Raw genomic sequence first — 20956 nt, 5'->3', positions numbered from 1 at the left:
TTAAGACCGCCCTGAATCAATTTCGTCAATTAAAACTGACTTATCAATCTGCCACGGCTTGCCTGGATTCATATTCAGCTCAATCACGATAACAGTATCATTATTTATGCCTAAGACCCTAACTGCCTTTTTTAGTAAGCTCGGTTCTTCGCCGGGAGAAACAATGCTGTTAATTTGAAAATCAAGCATGATGAGAAACCTCGGTTGGCGGAGACAAAGCCGCTGACCGATGGCTCGGCCATACGTGCAACGGCTGCGACAAGCTTATTATTTTCGAGGTAATATCAGACTCTAAACGGCCGATCCATAGCAGGTGATGGAAGAGCCGCTTCACGCTCATATAGTCAATATAGATATCACGTGACGCCTTTTCCAAAAGAGCTTTTAAGGGTATTTGATCCGTCTTTGACCCCGCGATGTATTCAAGTAAGTTCCCTATATTTTTCTCAGTCGGCAACGAGGGATGGATATTGGCATAAGTCCTGAGAACTCTGAGGTTCGCTAATCTAATCTTCGAGAGGTTTTCGTGCAGGACCAGCTTCCAGTCCACGCCCCTCATTGACCAGTATTTTTCCTCAATAGCGAGCTTTTCAGCTATTCGATTCCGCACATGAAGATCAGTCTGCTCAAATTCCTTTCTATATTTTACTGAGCGAGCAGCTAACCTCGTTTCACCAGAGGGATCCAAGAAGGTGATGAGAAAGTCCGTCGTCATAACGACAGGTATCTGCGTCCCAGGATATACAGGGTGACGACAATTTATGCTTGAGGCAATTGCTTGAGTCTCAGCCTGTGTAAGCAGGGGGTACTGCTCTCGGATATCAATGATCGAGGCGTCGTGCTCAAGTACAGTGAGGTAATCTCGCTCCGCATTGGACAGCAGGTGATGAGTGCGGAAAATCTTAACTCCCGCAATCATATGGGAGACACCCTTTGATTTGATTTCCCACACCTTGATCCATGGTTTATAGGAATCTCTCACTCCACTTCCACGGCCTGATTTAATTTTTTTATCTATTTTTGATTGGGTCATCAGCTGGCGGTGGGCAGCCTTGACCGGAGCTACGGGCGCAGATGCCATGTTCAAGTCGCTCATGATTGGGCGACCCACTCGAACGGAACGAGGCTGGTGTGTCGTGTAAAGAGGACATGCCAGCGAGCGGGCTCAGCCAGGACAACAGTCACAGCGGTGCGTAGAGGATTGTCACCCAAATCTCCAAGGCCTGGCTCCGGCCTGATGTGCGGTCGGGGCCAGCCTTGTGACAACCTTTATTACGTTGTGACAACCTTTATTGTTTTGTGACAACCTTTATTAATCAAAAACATGAGCCCAGCAGCCCGCCTGAAACTCACTCCACCGTCACAGACTTCGCCAAATTCCGCGGCTGGTCCACGTCGGTGCCCTTGAGCACCGCCACGTAGTACGACAGCAATTGCAGCGGGATGGTGTAGAGGATCGGCGAAAGGATGTCGTGGATGTGCGGCATGTGTACCACATGGGTACCTTCGCCGTTGGTCATGCCAGCCTTCTCATCGGCGAAGACCACCAATTGGCCGCCACGGGCGCGTACTTCCTGCAGGTTCGACTTGAGCTTTTCCAGCAGCTCGTTGTTCGGCGCCACGGTGACCACCGGCATGTCGTTATCCACCAGGGCCAACGGGCCGTGCTTGAGTTCACCGGCCGGATACGCCTCGGCGTGAATATAGGAAATTTCCTTGAGCTTCAGGGCGCCTTCCATTGCCACCGGGAATTGCGCGCCACGACCCAGGAACAAGGTGTGGTTCTTGTCGGCGAACAGCTCGGCGATTTTTTCCACGGTGCTGTCCATCGCCAAGGCTTCACCCAGGCGAGCCGGCAAGCGACGCAGTTCCTCGACAAGCTTGGCTTCGACGCCCTCGCCCAGCATGCCGCGCACCTGGCCCAGGGACAGCGTCAGCAACAGCAGGCCCACCAACTGCGTGGTGAATGCCTTGGTCGACGCCACGCCGATTTCCCGACCGGCCTGGGTCAGCAGGGTCAGATCAGACTCGCGCACCAGCGAGCTGATGCCGACATTGCAGATCGCCAGGCTGGCGAGGAAGCCCAACTCCTTGGCGTTGCGCAGGGCAGCCAGGGTATCCGCGGTTTCGCCAGACTGGGAAATGGTCACGAACAGGGTGTCGGGCTGCACGACAACTTTGCGATAGCGGAACTCGCTGGCGACTTCGACCTGGCAGGGGATACCGGCCAGCTCTTCGAGCCAGTAACGCGCGACCATGCCGGCGTGATAGCTGGTGCCGCAGGCGACAATCTGCACGTTGCGCACCTTGGCGAACAGCTCGGCGGCTTGCGGACCGAAGGCCTGCATCAGCACTTGATCCTGGCTCAGACGGCCTTCGAGGGTGCGCTGCACCACGGCCGGTTGTTCATGGATTTCCTTGAGCATGTAATGCCGGAACTCGCCTTTGTCGGCGGCTTCGGCGCCGTCGCGGTATTGCACCACCTCGCGCTCGACTTCCTTGCCGTCAAGGTCCCAGATCTGCACGCTGTCGCGGCGGATCTCGGCGATATCGCCTTCTTCCAGGTACATGAAGCGATCGGTGACCTGGCGCAGCGCCAGTTGATCGGAAGCCAGGAAGTTTTCCCCCAGGCCCAGGCCGATCACCAACGGGCTGCCACTGCGGGCCGCCACGAGGCGATCCGGTTGTTTGGCGTTGATCACCGCCAGGCCATAAGCGCCATGGAGTTCCTTGACCGTGGCCTTGAGCGCTACGGTCAGGTCCACCAGGTCCTTGAGCTTGTGGGTGAGCAAATGGGCGATGACTTCGGTGTCGGTGTCCGAGGTGAACACATAGCCGAGTGCCTTGAGTTGTTCGCGCAAGGCCTCGTAGTTCTCGATAATGCCGTTGTGCACCACCGCCAGGTCGCCGGAGAAATGTGGGTGGGCGTTACGCTCGCACGGTGCGCCATGGGTGGCCCAGCGGGTATGGGCGATACCCAGGCGACCGATCAGCGGCTCAGCGTCCAGTGCCCGTTCCAACTCGCTGACTTTTCCCGGGCGCCGCACACGCTCAAGTTTTGCGTCTTGGGTGAATACCGCCACGCCGGCACTGTCGTAGCCGCGGTATTCAAGACGCTTGAGGCCTTCAAGCAGGATGGCCGTGATGTTGCGCTCAGCAACGGCGCCGACAATTCCACACATGTTATTTCTCCTGGCTGACAGGTGCGCAGATCAGATTGATGCCGCGGGCCTGAATCTGGTCGCGTGCCTCCACGGGCAGGCGATCATCGGTAATGAGGGTATGGACGCTGCTCCACGGCAGTTCCAGGTTGGGTATCTTGCGACCGATCTTATCGGCCTCCACCATCACGATCACTTCGCGTGCAACCTCAGCCATCACACGGCTCAGGCCCAGCAGTTCGTTGAAAGTGGTGGTGCCGCGCGCCAGGTCGATGCCGTCGGCACCGATGAACAACTGGTCGAAGTCGTAGGAACGCAGCACTTGCTCGGCGACCTGGCCTTGGAAGGATTCCGAATGCGGGTCCCAGGTGCCACCGGTCATCAACAGCACCGGCTCGTGCTCCAGCTCGCTCAAGGCGCTGGCGACGTGCAGGGAATTGGTCATCACCACCAGCCCCGGCTGATTGCCGAGTTGAGGAATCATGGCCGCCGTGGTGCTGCCGCTGTCGATGATGATGCGCGCATGTTCGCGGATCCGCTTCACGGCGGCCCCGGCAATGGCGTGTTTGAACTTGGAGACACTCTGGGCGTTATCCGCCACCAGCTCCTGAGGCATTGGTACCGCGCCACCGTAACGACGCAACAGCAAGCCATTGGTCTCCAGGGCGGCGAGGTCCTTGCGAATCGTAACTTCGGAGGTTTCGAAGCGCTTGGCCAATTCATCCACGCTGACCTCGCCCTGCTCTTGAAGCAGGACGAGGATATTGTGGCGACGTTGTGGTGTGTTGCGCTTGGACATGACGGCCTAAGTTTCGATTCGAAAGATAACGTAAGCAATCAAAACCTATTGCAGCGATATCGTCAAGGCGCCAAGAGAAAAAATTCAGAAATCGAATGTGGCAGCTCACTCGCGATAGCGGTGGTTCAGTTAGAACGTTCTATCTGACAAACCGCTATCGCGAGCAAGCTCGCTACCACCAAGGAGCATGTGTGGATAACTTCAGGGCTTCTTGATCTTTACCGGACGCTTCCAGCCGTCGATGTTGCGCTGGCGGGCGCGTGCCACGGCCAATTGGCCGTTATCCACATTCTGGGTAACGGTCGAACCAGCAGCCGTGGTCGCCCCACTGGAGATATCCACAGGCGCCACCAGTGAGTTGTTGGAGCCAATGAAGACGTCTTCGCCCAGCACGGTTTTCCATTTGTTGGCGCCATCGTAGTTGCACGTAATGGTACCGGCGCCAATGTTGGTGCGGGCGCCGACTTCAGCGTCCCCCAAGTAGGTCAGGTGGCCCGCCTTCGCGCCCTCGCCCATGTGGGCATTCTTCAGTTCAACGAAGTTACCCACATGGGCACGGGCTTCCAGCACAGTGCCCGGGCGCAGGCGGGCAAACGGACCCGCGTCGGAGCCTTCCCCCATCACCGCGCCTTCGAGGTGACTGTTCGCCTTGATCACCACACCCTTGCGCAGGGTGCTGTCCTTGATCACGCAGTTCGGGCCGATGACCACGTCATCTTCAATGATGACCTTGCCTTCGAGGATGACATTGATATCGATGACCACGTCGCGCCCCACGCTGAATTCACCGCGTACGTCAAAACGAGCCGGATCGCGCAGGGTCACGCCTTGGGCCATCAGGCGGCGGGCGGCGCGCAATTGATAGTGGCGCTCCAGCTCGGCCAGCTGCCGACGATCGTTGGCGCCCTGCACTTCCATGGCGTCCAGCGGCTGCTCGGTGGCGACGACCAGGCCATCGGCTACGGCCATGGCAATCACGTCGGTCAGGTAGTACTCGCCCTGGGCATTGTTGTTCGACAGACGACTCATCCAGTCGCCCAGGCGCTCGGCCGGCACGGCAAGAATCCCGGTGTTGCCCTCGGTAATCGCGCGCTGGGCTTCGTTGGCGTCTTTTTGCTCGACGATCGCTGTCACCTGGCCGTCGGCATTGCGCACAATGCGGCCGTAGCCGGTCGGATCATCCAGCTCGACGGTCAACAGGCCCAGTTGTTGTGGCGCGACGTGCTTGAGCAGACGTTGCAACGTGTCGACTTCAATCAGCGGCACATCGCCGTAGAGAATCAACACCGTATCGGCAGTAATGAATGGCACAGCCTGAGCCACGGCGTGGCCGGTACCCAGTTGTTTGTCCTGCAAGACGAAATTCAGGTCATCCGCCGCCAGGCGCTCACGCACCGCGTCGGCACCGTGACCGATCACCACGTGAATGCGCTGTGGATCAAGCTGTCGGGCGCTGTGGATAACATGGCCCAACATGGAATTGCCGGCGACCGGGTGCAAGACCTTGGGCAGCGCCGAACGCATGCGGGTGCCTTGACCGGCCGCGAGGATAACGATTTCGAGAGACATGACTGGCTACCAATCCTGGGTGGTCAGCGGCTGCGACCAGATGATGAGTGTCGGGAAAAGAAAAAAGGGTAGCCGAGGCTACCCTTTTTAATCAATCGCACAGAAAGCTGACGGCTTAGCCGCCGAACTTCTTGCGGATCTGCTGGACGGTACGCAGCTGGGCTGCGGCCTCGGCCAGACGTGCAGCAGCAGAACCGTAGTCGAAGTCTGCGCCTTTTTCGTTCAGGGCCTTCTCGGCAGCCTTGACGGCTTCCTGAGCGGAGGCTTCGTCCAGGTCGGCAGCACGTTGCACGGTGTCGGCAAGGACCTTGACCATGTTCGGCTGAACCTCGAGGAAACCACCGGAGATGTAGAACACCTCCTTGTCCCCGCCCTGCTTGGTCAGAGTAATCGGACCTGGCTTCAAGCTGGTGATCAACGGTGCGTGACCCATGGTGATACCCAGATCACCCAGCTCACCGTGCGCAACCACAAACTCGACCAGACCGGAGAAGATTTCCCCTTCCGCACTGACGATATCGCAATGGACTGTCATAGCCATCTGATTGCCTCAACCTAAATTAGCGCCCGTTGCCGGGCGCCGGGATTACAGTTTCTTGGCTTTCTCGATCGCTTCTTCGATGCCGCCGACCATGTAGAACGCTTGTTCTGGCAGGTGGTCGTAGTCACCGTTGAGGATGCCTTTGAAGCCAGCAATGGTGTCTTTCAGGGAAACGTATTTACCCGATGCACCGGTGAAGACTTCAGCCACGAAGAACGGTTGCGACAAGAAGCGCTGGATCTTACGAGCGCGGGATACCAACTGCTTGTCGGTTTCCGACAGTTCGTCCATACCCAGGATCGCGATGATGTCCTTCAGCTCTTTGTAACGCTGCAGCACGTACTGAACGCCGCGAGCGGTGTCGTAGTGCTCCTGGCCGATCACGTTCGGGTCCAGCTGGCGCGAAGTCGAGTCCAGTGGGTCTACCGCTGGGTAGATACCCAGGGAAGCGATGTCACGGGACAGAACGACGGTGGCGTCCAAGTGGGCGAAGGTGGTCGCTGGCGACGGGTCGGTCAAGTCGTCCGCTGGTACGTATACCGCTTGGATCGAGGTGATCGAACCTTGCTTGGTCGAAGTGATGCGCTCTTGCAGCACGCCCATCTCTTCAGCCAGGGTCGGCTGGTAACCTACTGCCGAAGGCATACGGCCCAGCAGTGCGGATACTTCGGTACCGGCCAGGGTGTAACGGTAGATGTTGTCGACGAACAGCAGAACGTCGTTACCTTCGTCACGGAACTTCTCGGCCATGGTCAGGCCGGTCAGGGCTACGCGCAGACGGTTTCCCGGCGGCTCGTTCATCTGGCCGTAGACCAGTGCCACTTTGTCCAGAACGTTGGAATCCTTCATCTCGTGGTAGAAGTCGTTACCCTCACGAGTACGCTCACCCACACCGGCGAACACGGAATAACCGCTGTGCTCGATGGCGATGTTACGGATCAGTTCCATCATGTTTACGGTCTTGCCCACACCGGCACCACCGAACAGACCGACTTTACCGCCCTTGGCGAACGGGCAGACCAGGTCGATAACCTTGATGCCTGTTTCCAGCAGCTCGTTGCCACCGGCCTGTTCAGCGAAGGATGGCGCAGGACGGTGAATGCCCCAACGCTCTTCGGTGTCGATCGGGCCAGCTTCGTCGATCGGGTTGCCCAGTACGTCCATGATCCGGCCCAGAGTCGCTTTACCGACCGGTACGGAGATGGCTGCGCCAGTGTTGTTGACGTCCAGACCGCGCTTCAAGCCTTCGGTGGAGCCCATCGCAATGGTACGAACCACGCCGTCGCCCAGCTGCTGCTGAACTTCCAGGGTGGTTTCGGCGCCTTGAACCTTCAAGGCGTCGTAGATGCTCGGTACGCTGTCGCGTGGGAATTCCACGTCGATAACGGCGCCGATGATTTGAACGATACGTCCGCTACTCATAGCTGGATCCTCTGAATATTTGAACCGTTAAACCGCGGCAGCGCCGCCGACGATTTCCGAGATCTCTTGGGTGATCGCAGCCTGACGCGCCTTGTTGTAGATCAGCTGCAAATCGCTGATCAAATCACCGGCGTTGTCGGTAGCGTTCTTCATCGCGATCATCCGCGCCGCTTGTTCAGCTGCGTTGTTCTCGACCACCGCCTGGTAGACCTGCGACTCCACGTAGCGGACCATCAAGCCGTCGAGCAGCTCCTTGGCATCCGGTTCGTAGAGATAGTCCCAGTGGTGCTTGAGTTCCTGTTCCGGGGTCGCCACCAGTGGAATCAACTGCTCCACGGTCGGCTGTTGCGTCATGGTGTTGATGAACTTGTTGGATACCACGGACAGGCGGTCGATCCGGCCTTCCAGGTAAGCATCCAGCATCACCTTGACGCTGCCGATCAAATCATTGATCGATGGTTCTTCACCCAGGTGGCTGATAGCAGCGACGACGTTACCGCCGAAGTTGCGGAAGAAAGCCGCACCCTTGCTACCGACCACGCACAGATCGATCTCGACGCCTTGTTCGCGGTTTACCGCCATGTCCTTGACCAGGGCCTTGAACAGGTTGGTGTTCAAGCCACCGCACAGACCACGGTCACTGCTCACCACAACGTAACCGACGCGCTTGATGGCGCGTTCGATCATGAACGGGTGACGGTATTCCGGGTTGGCGTTGGCCAGATGACCAATCACCTGGCGGATGCGCTCCGCATAAGGACGGCTAGCAGCCATGCGCATTTGTGCCTTGCGCATTTTGCTGACCGCCACTTTTTCCATGGCGCTGGTAATCTTTTGCGTGCTTTTGATGCTCGCAATCTTACTGCGAATCTCTTTTGCGCCTGCCATGTAACACCTATCAGGTTAGCAAGCGGGAGCCTTGCGGCTCCCGCTGCGGCTTACCAGGTTTGGGTGGCCTTGAACTTCTCGATGCCGGCTTTGAGGCCAGCGTCGATTTCGTCATTGAAGTCACCCTTCACGTTGATCTTGGCCATCAAATCGGCGTGATCGCGGTTGAAGAAAGCAATCAGCGCTTGTTCGAAGCTGCCGATCTTGGCGATTTCAATGTCAGTCAGGAACCCACGCTCAGCGGCATACAGCGACAGCGCCATGTCAGCAATCGACATCGGTGCGTATTGCTTCTGCTTCATCAGCTCGGTAACGCGCTGACCATGCTCAAGTTGCTTACGGGTCGCTTCGTCCAGGTCAGAAGCGAACTGGGCGAATGCCGCCAGTTCACGGTACTGGGCCAGGGCGGTACGGATACCACCGGACAGCTTCTTGATGATCTTGGTCTGAGCGGCACCACCCACACGGGATACCGAAACACCGGCGTTCACAGCAGGACGGATGCCCGAGTTGAACATGGCCGATTCCAGGAAGATCTGACCGTCGGTGATGGAAATCACGTTGGTCGGAACGAACGCGGAAACGTCGCCAGCCTGGGTTTCGATGATCGGCAGCGCGGTCAGGGAACCGGTCTTGCCAGTCACTGCGCCGTTGGTGAACTTCTCTACGTACTCTTCCGAAACGCGGGATGCGCGCTCCAGCAGACGGGAGTGGAGATAGAACACGTCGCCTGGGTAGGCTTCACGGCCTGGTGGACGGCGCAGCAGCAGGGAAATCTGGCGGTAGGCCACTGCTTGCTTGGACAGATCGTCATAAACGATCAGCGCGTCTTCACCGCGGTCGCGGAAGTATTCGCCCATGGTGCAACCGGAGTACGGTGCCAGGAACTGAAGGGCAGCCGATTCGGAGGCGCTGGCGGCGACGATGATGGTGTTGGCCAGTGCACCGTTTTCTTCCAGTTTGCGAACCACGTTGGCGATGGTCGATTGCTTCTGACCGATTGCTACGTAGACGCAGAAGATGCCGCTGTTTTTCTGGTTGATGATCGCGTCGATCGCCAGAGCGGTCTTACCGATCTGACGGTCACCGATGATCAGCTCACGCTGGCCACGGCCGACAGGAATCATGGCATCGACAGCCTTGTAGCCAGTCTGTACAGGCTGGTCTACCGACTTACGCCAGATCACGCCAGGAGCAACTTTCTCGACCGCGTCGGTCTCGGTGTTGTTCAGCGGACCTTTGCCGTCGACAGGGTTACCCAGTGCGTCGACAACGCGACCCAGCAGTTCCTTACCGACAGGAACCTCGAGGATGCGGCCGGTGCACTTGGCGCTCATGCCTTCAGCCAGAGTCGTGTACGCGCCCAGTACCACGGCACCTACAGAGTCTTGCTCCAGGTTGAGGGCCATACCGTAGACGCCGCCCGGAAACTCGATCATCTCGCCGTACATGACGTCGGCCAGACCGTGAATCCGCACGATGCCGTCAGATACGCTGACGACAGTGCCTTCGTTACGGGCTTGGGAGGTCACATCGAGCTTTTCGATGCGGCCCTTGATAATTTCACTTATTTCGGAAGGATTGAGTTGCTGCATTGCTCTGCTGCCCCTTCAAACTCAAGATTTCAATGCTTCGGCAAGTTTCGCGATTTTGCCGCGAATCGAGCCATCGATAACCAGGTCGCCGGCGCGGATTACAACGCCCCCTATCAGGGACTTGTCTTCCTCGACTTGCAGGCGCACTTCCCGGTTGAGTCGTGCACTGAGAACCTTGGCGAGTTTGTCTTGCTGTTCTTGGTTCAATGCAAAAGCACTGGTCACTTCCACGTCTACCGATTTCTCCTGCTCGGCCTTGTACAGGTCGAACAGTGCGGCGATCTCCGGCAGAAGCGGGAGACGGTCGTTTTCGGCAACGACGTGGATGAAATTCTGTGCCTTGGCATCGAACTTGTCGCCGCACACGTCAATGAACGTGGCGGCCTTTTCTGCGCTCGTCAGTCGCGGGGCCTTGAGCACGCGCTGCATGGTGTCGTCTTGCGACACCGCTGCTGCCAGGCCGAGCATGGCTGACCAATTGGCCAGTTGCTGGTGGGCCTGAGCGTGCTCGAAGGCCGCCTTAGCGTAAGGTCGGGCCAACGTGGTCAGTTCTGCCATGATCGCCCTCGCTTAGATTTCAGCAGCCAGTTGGTTTACCAGCTCTGCGTGCGCGTTTTGATCGATTGTGGCACCCAGGATCTTCGAAGCACCGCCAACGGCCAGGCTACCCACTTGGGCGCGCAGCGCGTCTTTGACACTGTTGAGTTCCTGTTCGATCTCGGCTTGAGCCTGAGCCTTCACACGGTCAGCTTCGACGCGAGCCTGTTCACGGGCTTCGTCGACAATCTGCGTACCGCGCTTCTTGGCTTGCTCGATGATTTCAGCTGCCTGAGCTTTCGCTTCGCGCAGTTGCTGACCCACTTTCTCATGGGCCAACTCCAGGTCGCGAGCTGCTCGGCTGGCAGCGTCCAGACCATCAGCGATCTTCTTTTGACGTTCGTGCAATGCCGCAATGACCGGAGGCCATACGAACTTCATGCAGAACAGTACAAAAATCAGGAACGCAACGGACTGGCCAATCAGGGTCGCATTAATGTTCACGCCAACACCTCGCAGTTACGTTGTCCATCACACCAAATTACCCGGAAAATCCGAGTAATCAGCCAGCGATCTGACCAACGAACGGGTTCGCAAAGGTGAAGAACAGCGCGATACCAACACCGATCATGGTTACGGCGTCGAGCAGACCGGCAACGATGAACATTTTGACTTGCAGCATTGGAACCATTTCTGGCTGACGCGCAGCGCCTTCCAGGAACTTGCCGCCCAACAGGCCGAAACCAATTGCGGTACCCAGTGCGCCCAGGCCGATCAACAGTGCAACAGCGATAGCGGTTAGACCAACTACAGTTTCCATCTTTCCTCCCGACTTTTACGTCGTATGGTTTAGGTTTTTTAGATTAAAGCGGTAAAACAAATCGTTTCATCGAGCCCGTTCGGGCCCCTTCCCGTTTGACCGGGAAGGACATCAGACTAGTCGAGACTGGCCTTAATGGTTTTCTTCGTGCGCCATCGACAGGTAGACGATGGTCAGCATCATGAAGATGAACGCCTGCAAGGTGATGATCAGGATGTGGAACACAGCCCACGCCCATTGCAGCACCACGCCCAGGCCGCTGAGCCAGAGCAGGCCGCTGCCGAACATCACAGCGATCAGGATGAACACCAGCTCGCCGGCATACATGTTGCCGAACAGACGCAGGGCCAGAGAGATTGGCTTGGCGATCAGGGTCACGAATTCCAGGAGGAAGTTCACCGGAATCAGCAGGGCCTGAACAAGGATGTTCTTGCTGCCGAACGGGTGCAGGGTCAGTTCGCCGATGAAGCCGCCGATGCCCTTGACCTTGATGCTGTAGAAAATGATCAGTGCGAAAACCGAGAACGCCATGCCCAGGGTCGCGTTCGGGTCGGTGGTCGACACGGCGCGGAACGGGATATGGGCATCGCCGGAGATCAGGATGGCCAGCTGAGGAATCCAGTCGACCGGTACCAGGTCGATGGCGTTCATCAGGAACACCCAGACGAAGATGGTCAGTGCCAGCGGTGCGATCACCGGGCTACGGCCATGGAAGCTGTCTTTCACGCTGCCATCGACGAATTCGACCAATACTTCAACGAAGTTCTGCAGTGCACCTGGCTGACCGGAAGTCGCTTTTTTCGCCGCCATGCGGAAAAGGAAAACGAAGATCAGACCCAACGCGACCGACCAGCCGAGGGTATCGACGTGGAAAGCCCAGAAGCCCATTTCCTTGGCTTCTGCTGCGGTGTGAGCAAAGCCCCAGCTGCCGTTAGGTAGCTGCCCGAAGGTCAGGTTCTGCAAGTGGTGCTGGATATAGCCCGAAGCGGTTGTTTCTGCCATGGTTGCCTCAAACGCCCTAAGGTCTCGAAAGTCTTGTTCTCATTAGCAGGGGAGCGAACCAACTGACCATCTGGGTCAGCAGGAACACGCCGAATACAGCCAGCGGCGCCAGTGGCTTCACACCTGCGAACGTCAGCGCAAACAGCACTGCCGTCAAAATCAGTTTCCCCGCCTCGCCGGCATAAAAAGACCGGACGATAGCCTGGGCTGCTCGGGCGCCGGAAAACCGAAATGCCCTGTGAGCGAAGTAAATATTGGGAAGCAAGGCTATCAGGCCTCCGCAAAGACCCGAGTATCCGGCGACGACTCCCTTCCATTGCCAAAGCGCCAACGCGGCGATCAATACAACGACGAACTGGGCCATCAACACCGGGAAAACTGCCAGACGATGGAACGGCAAGCGGTTTGGCGTGCGTGTTTCCATCGCTTTTGCTCTCCAATGGTCGGCTGCCTGAATTCAACAACTTGGCATAATTTGTGCCGACAAAATGCGCGCAGAGTATAGGGGCGGTTCTGCCCCTATTCAACCTTCAGGTAGTGATTTCCGACTGCGCGCTACAAGGGCAATTGTTTCAGCGAATGTGCGCAAGAACACCTTGCAGCTCATCGAGGGAGTTATAACCGATCACCAGCTGACCCTTGCCCTTCTTTCCATGGCGAATCTGCACGGCAGAGCCCAGGCGCTCGGCCAGGCGCTGCTCAAGACGAGCGATATCCGGATCGGGTTTTGGTGCTTCGACAGGCGCAGGTTTACCGCTCAGCCATTGACGAACCAGTGCCTCGGTTTGGCGCACGGTCAGGCCGCGTGCGACAACATGTCGCGCCCCTTCAACCTGTTGATTCTCCGGCAAACCGAGCAATGCCCGGGCATGTCCCATTTCCAGGTCGCCGTGGGACAACATGGTCTTGATGACCTCTGGCAACGCGATCAACCGCAGCAGGTTCGCCACTGTCACGCGAGACTTGCCCACCGCTTCGGCGACTTGTTGCTGGGTCAGCTGGAATTCCTGCTGCAAGCGCTGCAGGGCCACGGCTTCTTCGATAGGGTTGAGGTCTTCGCGCTGGATGTTCTCGATCAGCGCCATGGCGATTGCAGTTTCGTCCGGCACATCGCGGACCATCGCCGGAATGGTTTCCTGTCCGGCCTGCTGGCTGGCGCGCCAGCGGCGCTCGCCAGCGATGATCTCGAAACGCCCATCGGCAATCGGCCGCACCACGATCGGTTGCATCACCCCCTGCGTCTTGATCGACTGGGCCAGTTCCTCCAGCGCCTGCGGATCCATGTCCCGGCGCGGCTGGTATTTGCCACGCTGGATCAGGTCCAGGGGCAAATGCTGCAATTCACGGTGATCGGCCTGCACGGCCTGCTCTTCCAGCGAACTGACAGTCGGACCGCTGAGCAGCGCATCCAGTCCACGTCCGAGACCTCGTTTCTTGACGGCCATGGGGCTTCCTTAAGTTGGCTGGGCTGCAGCGATGCGTGGTTGACGACGTTGGCGGCGAACCATCTCGCCTGCCAGCGCCAGGTAAGCCAGCGCGCCGCGCGATTGTTTATCGTACGCCAGGGCCGGCATGCCGTAGCTCGGCGCTTCGGCCAGACGGATGTTGCGCGGGATGACCGTATCGTAGAGCTGCTCGCCGAAATGCTCCTTGAGCTGGGCAGAAACATCGTTCATCAGGCTCAGGCGCGGGTCGTACATGGTCCGCAACAGTCCCTCGACCTTCAGGTCCGGGTTCAGCAATTCAGCGATACGCTTGATGTTATCCACAAGGTCGCTCAACCCTTCAAGGGCGAAGTACTCGCACTGCATGGGGATAATCACCCCATCGGCGGCTACCAAGGCGTTGAGGGTCAACATCGACAGCGACGGTGGGCAGTCGATCAGGATGTAGTCGTAATTCTCGCGGACCGGCGCCAGCGCGCTGCGCAGGCGGCTTTCCTTCATCTGCATTTCCAACAGCACCACTTCGGCCGCCGTCAGGTCGCGGTTGGCCGGCAGCAGTTGATAACCGCCATGTTCGGAGAAGTGCATGGCCTGGCCCAGATCGCATTCGCCGATCAGGACGTCGTAGATGGAGTTTTCCAAGCCATGTTTATCCACACCGCTACCCATGGTGGCGTTGCCCTGTGGATCGAGGTCGATCAACAGCACCCGGCGCTTGGTGGCGACCAGGGATGCTGCGAGGTTGATGCAGGTGGTGGTCTTGCCCACACCACCTTTCTGGTTCGCTATTGCGAATACCTTAGCCATTCTTGCGTGTGTTCCCAATCATGCCGTGCGGCGCAGTATCAGCAGATGGCGTTGGCCTTGGCAACCGGGTACGGCCAAGGCGTGTTCGCTATCGAGGTGGAAGTCTGCCGGCAATGCTACCAGCTCATCGGCCGGATGAACGCCCTTCATTGCCAGCCAGCGCGTATTGGCGTTGCCAAGGTGGCGCGTCCAGTTGCTGAAGTTCTCCATGCTGCTGAAAGCCCTGGAGATGATTCCGTTGAAAGGCTTTTCAGGCTGGAAAGCTTCGACGCGGCTGTGGATAACCTGGAGGTTATCCAGTTTGAGTTCGAGTTTGACCTGGGTCAGGAAGCGGGTTTTCTTGCCGTTGCTGTCCAGGCAGGTCACTTGAGAATCCGGAAACAGGATCGCCAGCGGGATGCCCGGCATGCCACCGCCACTGCCAACGTCCAGCCACCGACCGTTCTCGACGAAGGACATCACACTCAAACTGTCGAGCAGATGTCGCGAAACCATCTCGTCGGGATCGCGTACCGCAGTCAGGTTGTAGGCCTTGTTCCACTTGATCAGCAGCGCCAGATAGCCTAGCAGTTGCGCATGCTGGGCTTCGCTCAGGCTCACGCCGAGCTGGCGGGCACCTGTGGATAACTCTTCAGCGTGTTGCGAGGTGACCATCGAACTCAAGCGCTCTGCTCCAACTGGCGGCCCGCGCCGCGTTTTTTCAAATGAATCATCAACAGTGAAATGGCCGCCGGCGTGACGCCGGGAATGCGCGAGGCCTGGCCCAGGGTCTCTGGCCGCGTCGCACCGAGTTTGCTCTGGATCTCTTTCGACAATCCGGAGATGCCGGTGTAATCGATATCCACAGGCAATTTGGTGTCTTCGCTGGCGCGCAAGCGAGCGATTTCATCCTGCTGGCGGTCGATGTAACCGGCGTATTTGGTCTTGATTTCGACCTGTTCGGCGACTTGCGGATCCTCCGCACCTTGACCGGTCACGTCCACCAGCCCGGCGTAATCGATTTCCGGACGGCTCAACAAGTTGAGCAGGTTGTATTCGTGGGTCAACGGGGTACCGAATCGAGCTGCAATCGCATCGCCCTGTTCGGTGCCCGGGCGAACCCAGGTACTTTTCAGGCGCTGCTCTTCCAGCTCGATACTTTCGCGCTTCTTGCAGAACGCGGCCCAACGCACGTCATCCACCAAGCCCAGTTCACGCCCTTTTTCGGTCAGACGCAGATCGGCGTTGTCTTCACGCAGGATCAGGCGATATTCGGCGCGGGAGGTGAACATCCGATACGGTTCCTGAGTACCCAGGGTAATCAGGTCGTCCACCAGAACACCGATGTACGCCTCATCACGGCGCGGGCACCAGGCTTCCTTACCCTTGGCGAGCAGTGCGGCGTTGGCTCCGGCGAGCAAACCCTGGGCACCCGCTTCTTCGTAGCCGGTGGTGCCGTTGATCTGTCCAGCGAAGAACAGACCGCCGATAACTTTGGTTTCCAGGCTGTACTTCAGATCGCGCGGATCGAAGTAGTCGTACTCGATCGCATAACCCGGACGCACGATGTGCGCGTTCTCCATGCCACGGATCGATTGCACGATCTGCAATTGCACGTCGAACGGCAGACTTGTGGATATCCCGTTCGGATACAGCTCATGGGTGGTCAAACCTTCCGGTTCGATGAACACCTGATGGCTTTCCTTGTCGGCAAAACGATGGATCTTGTCTTCGATCGACGGGCAATAGCGGGGGCCGACACCTTCGATTTCACCAGCGGCGGAATACATCGGCGAACGATCGAGGTTCGCCGCGATGATTTCGTGGGTGCGGGCGTTGGTATGGGTGATCCAGCAACTGACTTGCCGTGGATGCTGTTCCTTGTTGCCCATGAACGACATCACCGGGATCGGAGTATCGCCAGGTTGCTCGGTCATCACCGAGAAATCCACCGACTTGCCGTCGATACGCGGTGGTGTACCGGTTTTCAACCGACCAACACGCAGCGGCAGTTCACGCAGGCGCTGGGCCAGGGCGATCGATGGAGGATCACCAGCGCGACCGCCGGAAAAATTCTGCAAACCGATGTGGATAAGTCCGCCGAGGAAGGTCCCGGTGGTCAACACCACGGAATCGGCGAAGAAACGCAGACCCATTTGCGTGACGACACCGCGTACCTGGTCCTGCTCGACGATCAGGTCATCGGCTGCTTGTTGAAATATCCACAGGTTCGGCTGGTTTTCCAGGATTTCACGGACAGCGGCCTTGTACAGGACTCGATCGGCCTGGGCGCGGGTGGCGCGCACGGCTGGGCCCTTGCGGCTGTTCAACACGCGAAACTGAATGCCCCCTTTATCCGTGGCCATGGCCATCGCACCGCCAAGGGCGTCGATTTCCTTGACCAGGTGGCTCTTGCCGATGCCACCAATGGCGGGGTTGCAGCTCATGGCACCGAGGGTTTCCACGTTATGCGTCAGCAGCAGGGTTTTAGCGCCCATGCGTGCTGATGCAAGTGCTGCCTCGGTACCGGCATGACCGCCGCCGATGACGATCACTTCAAAACGGGAAGGGAAATCCACCACGCACCTCGTGCCTGCTTTATTCAGGTAATTCGGAAATAGATTCTGGCTTGGTTCCTGGGCGTTTTCGAGCCAGGGTCGGCAAGTATAGGGACTTCCCTCTTCCTAAAGAACCCTCTGCACAAAATTTAACCAGCTGTGGAGAACTCGGGGTTAAAAAAATAAAAAAGAAAGAAATTTATAAAACCTTTGTTTTTATGTTTATTCTTAGTGACCGGCCTATCTGTGGATAACGTTCTGCATCCCTTGTTTTACAGCATGTACAGAGTTTCAAAACCCTGTGACCATGTAGCCCTGAGCGCCTTGGATAACCGGTGTAAGCCTGTGGATTAATATGGCCTTTATCCACAGGTGCGGTTATATCCAGTTTTGAAGGGGCCTTATCAACCGACCTCAGTGGCAGTTATTCACAGGGCTTAATCCACAGAAAACAGCCGACAAGGGTCGCCGAAGCGTCCACAGGCCAGCCGCCATTAAGGGCAATCAGTTCAAAAAAAAGAGGAGGCAGCGGGTTTGTGTTGCGTTCGATAGGCTTTCGAGGACAAACCCGGCTGCAAAGACGTGATGTGGTTGCCGAGAAACGATAGGCCTGTGGCCGCACCCGCCGGTTTACGACTGCGTCGCAGCCGAACGGGAGCAAGCTCCCTCGCCACGGGTTTGTCGACAGCCCCGGCGGGGTTATTTACCGATGCAGAAGCTGGAAAAGATCCGCCCCAACAGATCATCAGAGCTGAAGGCGCCGGTAATTTCCCCGAGGAACTGTTGAGCCTGGCGAAGATCTTCTGCCAGCAGTTCTCCTGCCCCCGCCAAGGTCAATTGTGCGCGGCCGTGCTCCAAGGCCGCGCTGGCGTGGCGCAGTGCTTCGAGGTGTCTGCGCCTGGCGCTGAAGCTGCTCTCCGAGGTCTGTTCATAACCCATGCAAGCCTTGAGATGGTCGCGCAGCAATTCCAGCCCCTCGCCCGCTGATTTCGCGCTTAGGCTGATGGTCACGTGGCCGTCGTCGCTGACTTCGAGGGCAATCGCCTCCCCGGTCAGGTCAGCCTTGTTACGAATCAGCGTGACTTTCGCTGGATCCGGGCGAACTTGGAGGAACTCAGGCCACAAGGCAAAGGGATCGTCCGCTTCCGGCGCAGTCGCGTCCACCACCAGCAATACACGGTCGGCTTCACTGATGGCCTTCAGGGCACGTTCAACACCAATTTTTTCGACCTGGTCATCGGTGTCGCGCAAACCAGCGGTGTCCACCACGTGCAGAGGCATTCCATCGATGTGGATATGTTCGCGCAGGATGTCTCGGGTAGTGCCGGCAATCTCGGTGACGATCGCTGCTTCGCGACCGGCTAAGGCGTTAAGCAGACTGGATTTGCCGGCGTTCGGCCGACCGGCAATCACCACTGTCATCCCGTCGCGGAGCAAGGCACCCTGCCCAGCTTCACGCAGGACTGTGGATAATTCATCGCGGACCTTATCGAGCATGCTCAGCACGTGGCCATCGGCGAGAAAGTCGATTTCCTCTTCGGGGAAATCGATTGCGGCCTCGACGTAGATGCGTAGCCCGATCAGTTGCTCGGTGAGGTTATGCACACGCTGTGAAAATGCCCCTTGCAACGAACGCAACGCATTACGTGCCGCTTGCGCGGAGCTCGCTTCGATGAGATCGGCAATGGCCTCGGCCTGGGCCAGGTCGAGTTTGTCGTTGAGAAATGCTCGTTCGCTGAATTCCCCCGGCCGCGCCAGGCGACAGCCCAGCTCGAGGCAACGCTGGAGCAACATGTCCAGGACAACCGGGCCGCCGTGGCCCTGTAGCTCCAACACATCTTCACCGGTGAATGAGTTAGGCCCCGGGAAATACAAGGCCAGCCCTTCATCGAGCACTTGCCGCTGCGAATCGAAGAACGGGCCGTAATGGGCAAACCTCGGTCTGAGTTCACGACCGCTGATCGCGTTGGCCGCGACACTGGCCAACGGCCCCGAAATACGGACGATGCCGACACCGCCGCGACCTTGAGCGGTGGCAACGGCGGCGATGGTTTCACGCGGTGCGCTCATAAACCGGTATCCAGACAAAAGTGGCAGATAGCAAAACGCCCCACTAGGGGGCGTTTTGTGTGGTTATCCACAGAGCAAGTTACGCCTCGGCTTTTTTCGTAGCCGCTTCGATCTTACGCGTGATGTACCACTGCTGGGTGATCGACAGCACGTTGTTCACAACCCAGTACAGCACAAGACCCGCCGGGAACCACAGGAAGAAGAAGGTGAAGATGATTGGCATCATTTTCATGACCTTCGCCTGCATCGGGTCCGGAGGTGTCGGGTTCAGCTGCTGCTGGATGAACATGGTGGCGCCCATGATGATCGGCAGGATGAAGAACGGATCCTTGATCGACAGGTCCGTAATCCACAGCATGAACGGAGCCTGGCGCATCTCCACGCTTTCCAGCAAGACCCAGTAAAGCGCGAGGAACACAGGCATTTGTACAAGAATCGGCAAGCAACCACCCAGCGGGTTGATCTTCTCCTTCTTGTACAACTCCATCATGGCCTGAGACATTTTCTGCCGGTCATCGCCATGTTGTTCTTTCAGGGCGGCCAGTTTCGGCGCCACTGCACGCATCCGTGCCATCGATTTGTAGCTGGCAGCCGACAGCGGGAAGAAGATCCCCTTGATCAGCATGGTCAGGAAGATGATCGACCAACCCCAGTTGCCGACGATGCTGTGGATATGTTGCAGCAGCCAGAAGATTGGCTGGGCAATGAACCAAAGGAAGCCATAGTCAACAGTCAATTCCAGACCTGGGGACAACTCTTTCAGCACGGCCTGGCTTTTTGGACCGGCATACAGAACGGCGCTCGTTTCGGCTTTTGCACCGGGCGCGGCAGTCAATGTCGGGCCGGTATAACCGATGATGAAGTTGCCTTTGCTGTCTTTACGCGTCTGGACGACGTTACTGTCGCCTTTTTGCGGGATCCACGCGGTTACAAAATAGTGCTGCAGCCAGGCAACCCAACCACCTTGGACGGTTTCCTTGAGCTGAGCCTTGTCCATGTCCTTCATGGACACTTTTTTGTACGGCTCCGAACTTGTCCACAGGGCAGCGCCCAGGTAAGTCGCGGTGCCGGTGGCGGTGCTGGAGGATGGATCGTCGCTGGCATCACGCTTGAGTTGCGCGAACATCGCACCGGACCAAGGCTGGGCGCTCTGGTTGTCGATCAGATAAGAGACGGTTACGTCGTACATGCCACGTTTCACAGTGAAACGCTTGATGTAGTTGACGCCGTCCTTGCTGAACTTCAGGTCCACGACCAGTTGGTCCTGACCGTCAGCCAGTTGATAAGTCTTCTTCTCGGCAGAGTAGATCGGGCGACCGGCCGGGTTCGAATCCGGACCGTTGGTACCGATCAGGCCACTTTGGGCCAGATAGGTGCGCTCGTTACCGTTGTCGAACAACTGGAACGGAATTTCCGGATGATCCTGACGACGTGGGTACAGCGGCAGCTTCAGCTGCGCGACGTCACCACCTTGTGGGTCGATTGCCAGCTCGAGCACGTCCGTCTTGATCTGGATGAGATCTTTGCTTACGGCCACTGGGGCTTCGGCAGGAGCGCTGGTATCGCTTGCCGCGCGTGGGATGTCGTCATTGTTGGCAGCGTTGTTGCCAACTGGAGCATCCGGCAGGCTCGGTGCGGTATTGCTGGCTGCAACATTCTGAGTCGGCAGGGCAGCCTGGCCATAGTCCTGGTTCCATTTAAGGACCATGACGTAGGACACGATTGCCAGGGCGACGATCAGGATCGTGCGTTTGATATCCATG

At 57.8% G+C, this 20956-nt stretch carries 20 protein-coding genes; all 20 read right to left on the bottom strand.

Features of this window, described 5'->3' with window-relative positions:
* Positions 1-189: a hypothetical protein gene (locus ACLK1G_RS14605; RefSeq protein ID WP_420766057.1), complete on the bottom strand. Its 189-nt coding sequence runs from the start codon at positions 187-189 to the stop codon at positions 1-3.
* Positions 182-1081: a TnsA endonuclease N-terminal domain-containing protein gene (locus tag ACLK1G_RS14600; protein WP_420766125.1), complete on the bottom strand. Its 900-nt coding sequence runs from the start codon at positions 1079-1081 to the stop codon at positions 182-184. The genes ACLK1G_RS14605 and ACLK1G_RS14600 overlap by 8 nt, the downstream gene beginning before the upstream one ends.
* Positions 1082-1349: 268 nt before the next feature.
* Positions 1350-3182, bottom strand: coding sequence for a glutamine--fructose-6-phosphate transaminase (isomerizing) (glmS, locus tag ACLK1G_RS14595; RefSeq protein WP_420766056.1), 1833 nt, complete (start codon positions 3180-3182; stop codon positions 1350-1352).
* A 1-nt stretch (position 3183) separates the two neighbouring features.
* A complete protein-coding gene (locus tag ACLK1G_RS14590) occupies positions 3184-3960 on the bottom strand; it encodes a DeoR/GlpR family DNA-binding transcription regulator (protein ID WP_420766055.1) in 777 nt (258 codons plus the stop codon).
* Positions 3961-4161: 201 nt separating this feature from the next.
* On the bottom strand, positions 4162-5529 hold the full coding sequence (glmU, locus tag ACLK1G_RS14585) for a bifunctional UDP-N-acetylglucosamine diphosphorylase/glucosamine-1-phosphate N-acetyltransferase GlmU (protein WP_420766054.1): 1368 nt from the start codon (positions 5527-5529) through the stop codon (positions 4162-4164).
* A gap of 115 nt (positions 5530-5644) precedes the next feature.
* Positions 5645-6070, bottom strand: coding sequence for a F0F1 ATP synthase subunit epsilon (locus tag ACLK1G_RS14580; protein ID WP_420766053.1), 426 nt, complete (start codon positions 6068-6070; stop codon positions 5645-5647).
* Between the two features lie 45 nt (positions 6071-6115).
* Entirely contained in the window at positions 6116-7492 is a 1377-nt protein-coding gene (gene atpD / locus ACLK1G_RS14575; RefSeq protein WP_039593181.1) for a F0F1 ATP synthase subunit beta, read from the bottom strand.
* A gap of 27 nt (positions 7493-7519) precedes the next feature.
* Positions 7520-8380, bottom strand: coding sequence for a F0F1 ATP synthase subunit gamma (atpG, locus tag ACLK1G_RS14570; RefSeq protein ID WP_072397487.1), 861 nt, complete (start codon positions 8378-8380; stop codon positions 7520-7522).
* A 50-nt stretch (positions 8381-8430) separates the two neighbouring features.
* Positions 8431-9975, bottom strand: coding sequence for a F0F1 ATP synthase subunit alpha (gene atpA / locus ACLK1G_RS14565; RefSeq protein ID WP_024777788.1), 1545 nt, complete (start codon positions 9973-9975; stop codon positions 8431-8433).
* A gap of 21 nt (positions 9976-9996) precedes the next feature.
* The gene (locus tag ACLK1G_RS14560) at positions 9997-10533 is read right to left on the bottom strand and encodes a F0F1 ATP synthase subunit delta (protein ID WP_003187192.1); all 537 of its coding nucleotides are present in this window, start codon (positions 10531-10533) and stop codon (positions 9997-9999) included.
* Between the two features lie 12 nt (positions 10534-10545).
* Complete coding sequence (locus ACLK1G_RS14555) at positions 10546-11016, bottom strand: F0F1 ATP synthase subunit B (RefSeq protein ID WP_030139033.1); 471 nt, start codon at positions 11014-11016, stop codon at positions 10546-10548.
* Between the two features lie 58 nt (positions 11017-11074).
* A complete protein-coding gene (gene atpE / locus ACLK1G_RS14550; protein WP_003097235.1) occupies positions 11075-11332 on the bottom strand; it encodes a F0F1 ATP synthase subunit C in 258 nt (85 codons plus the stop codon).
* 132 nt (positions 11333-11464) lie between these two features.
* On the bottom strand, positions 11465-12334 hold the full coding sequence (atpB, locus tag ACLK1G_RS14545; RefSeq protein ID WP_305497744.1) for a F0F1 ATP synthase subunit A: 870 nt from the start codon (positions 12332-12334) through the stop codon (positions 11465-11467).
* Between the two features lie 16 nt (positions 12335-12350).
* On the bottom strand, positions 12351-12758 hold the full coding sequence (locus ACLK1G_RS14540) for a F0F1 ATP synthase subunit I (RefSeq protein ID WP_039593179.1): 408 nt from the start codon (positions 12756-12758) through the stop codon (positions 12351-12353).
* 148 nt (positions 12759-12906) lie between these two features.
* Positions 12907-13779: a ParB/RepB/Spo0J family partition protein gene (locus ACLK1G_RS14535; RefSeq protein WP_420766052.1), complete on the bottom strand. Its 873-nt coding sequence runs from the start codon at positions 13777-13779 to the stop codon at positions 12907-12909.
* A 9-nt stretch (positions 13780-13788) separates the two neighbouring features.
* Positions 13789-14586 (bottom strand): ParA family protein, encoded by a 798-nt coding sequence (locus tag ACLK1G_RS14530; protein ID WP_186633322.1) that lies wholly within the window; start codon positions 14584-14586, stop codon positions 13789-13791.
* Between the two features lie 18 nt (positions 14587-14604).
* Positions 14605-15240, bottom strand: a complete 636-nt coding sequence (gene rsmG, locus ACLK1G_RS14525; RefSeq protein ID WP_420766124.1) for a 16S rRNA (guanine(527)-N(7))-methyltransferase RsmG — start codon at positions 15238-15240, stop codon at positions 14605-14607.
* Positions 15241-15245: 5 nt separating this feature from the next.
* Complete coding sequence (gene mnmG, locus ACLK1G_RS14520; protein ID WP_420766051.1) at positions 15246-17144, bottom strand: tRNA uridine-5-carboxymethylaminomethyl(34) synthesis enzyme MnmG; 1899 nt, start codon at positions 17142-17144, stop codon at positions 15246-15248.
* Between the two features lie 678 nt (positions 17145-17822).
* On the bottom strand, positions 17823-19193 hold the full coding sequence (gene mnmE / locus ACLK1G_RS14515) for a tRNA uridine-5-carboxymethylaminomethyl(34) synthesis GTPase MnmE (RefSeq protein ID WP_420766050.1): 1371 nt from the start codon (positions 19191-19193) through the stop codon (positions 17823-17825).
* Positions 19194-19272: 79 nt separating this feature from the next.
* Positions 19273-20955, bottom strand: coding sequence for a membrane protein insertase YidC (yidC, locus tag ACLK1G_RS14510; protein ID WP_420766049.1), 1683 nt, complete (start codon positions 20953-20955; stop codon positions 19273-19275).
* Position 20956: the final 1 nt, after the last annotated feature.

The organism is Pseudomonas algeriensis (assembly GCF_048847255.1).
Lineage (GTDB): Bacteria > Pseudomonadota > Gammaproteobacteria > Pseudomonadales > Pseudomonadaceae > Aquipseudomonas.
This window is presented reverse-complemented; position numbering and strand designations above follow the sequence as displayed.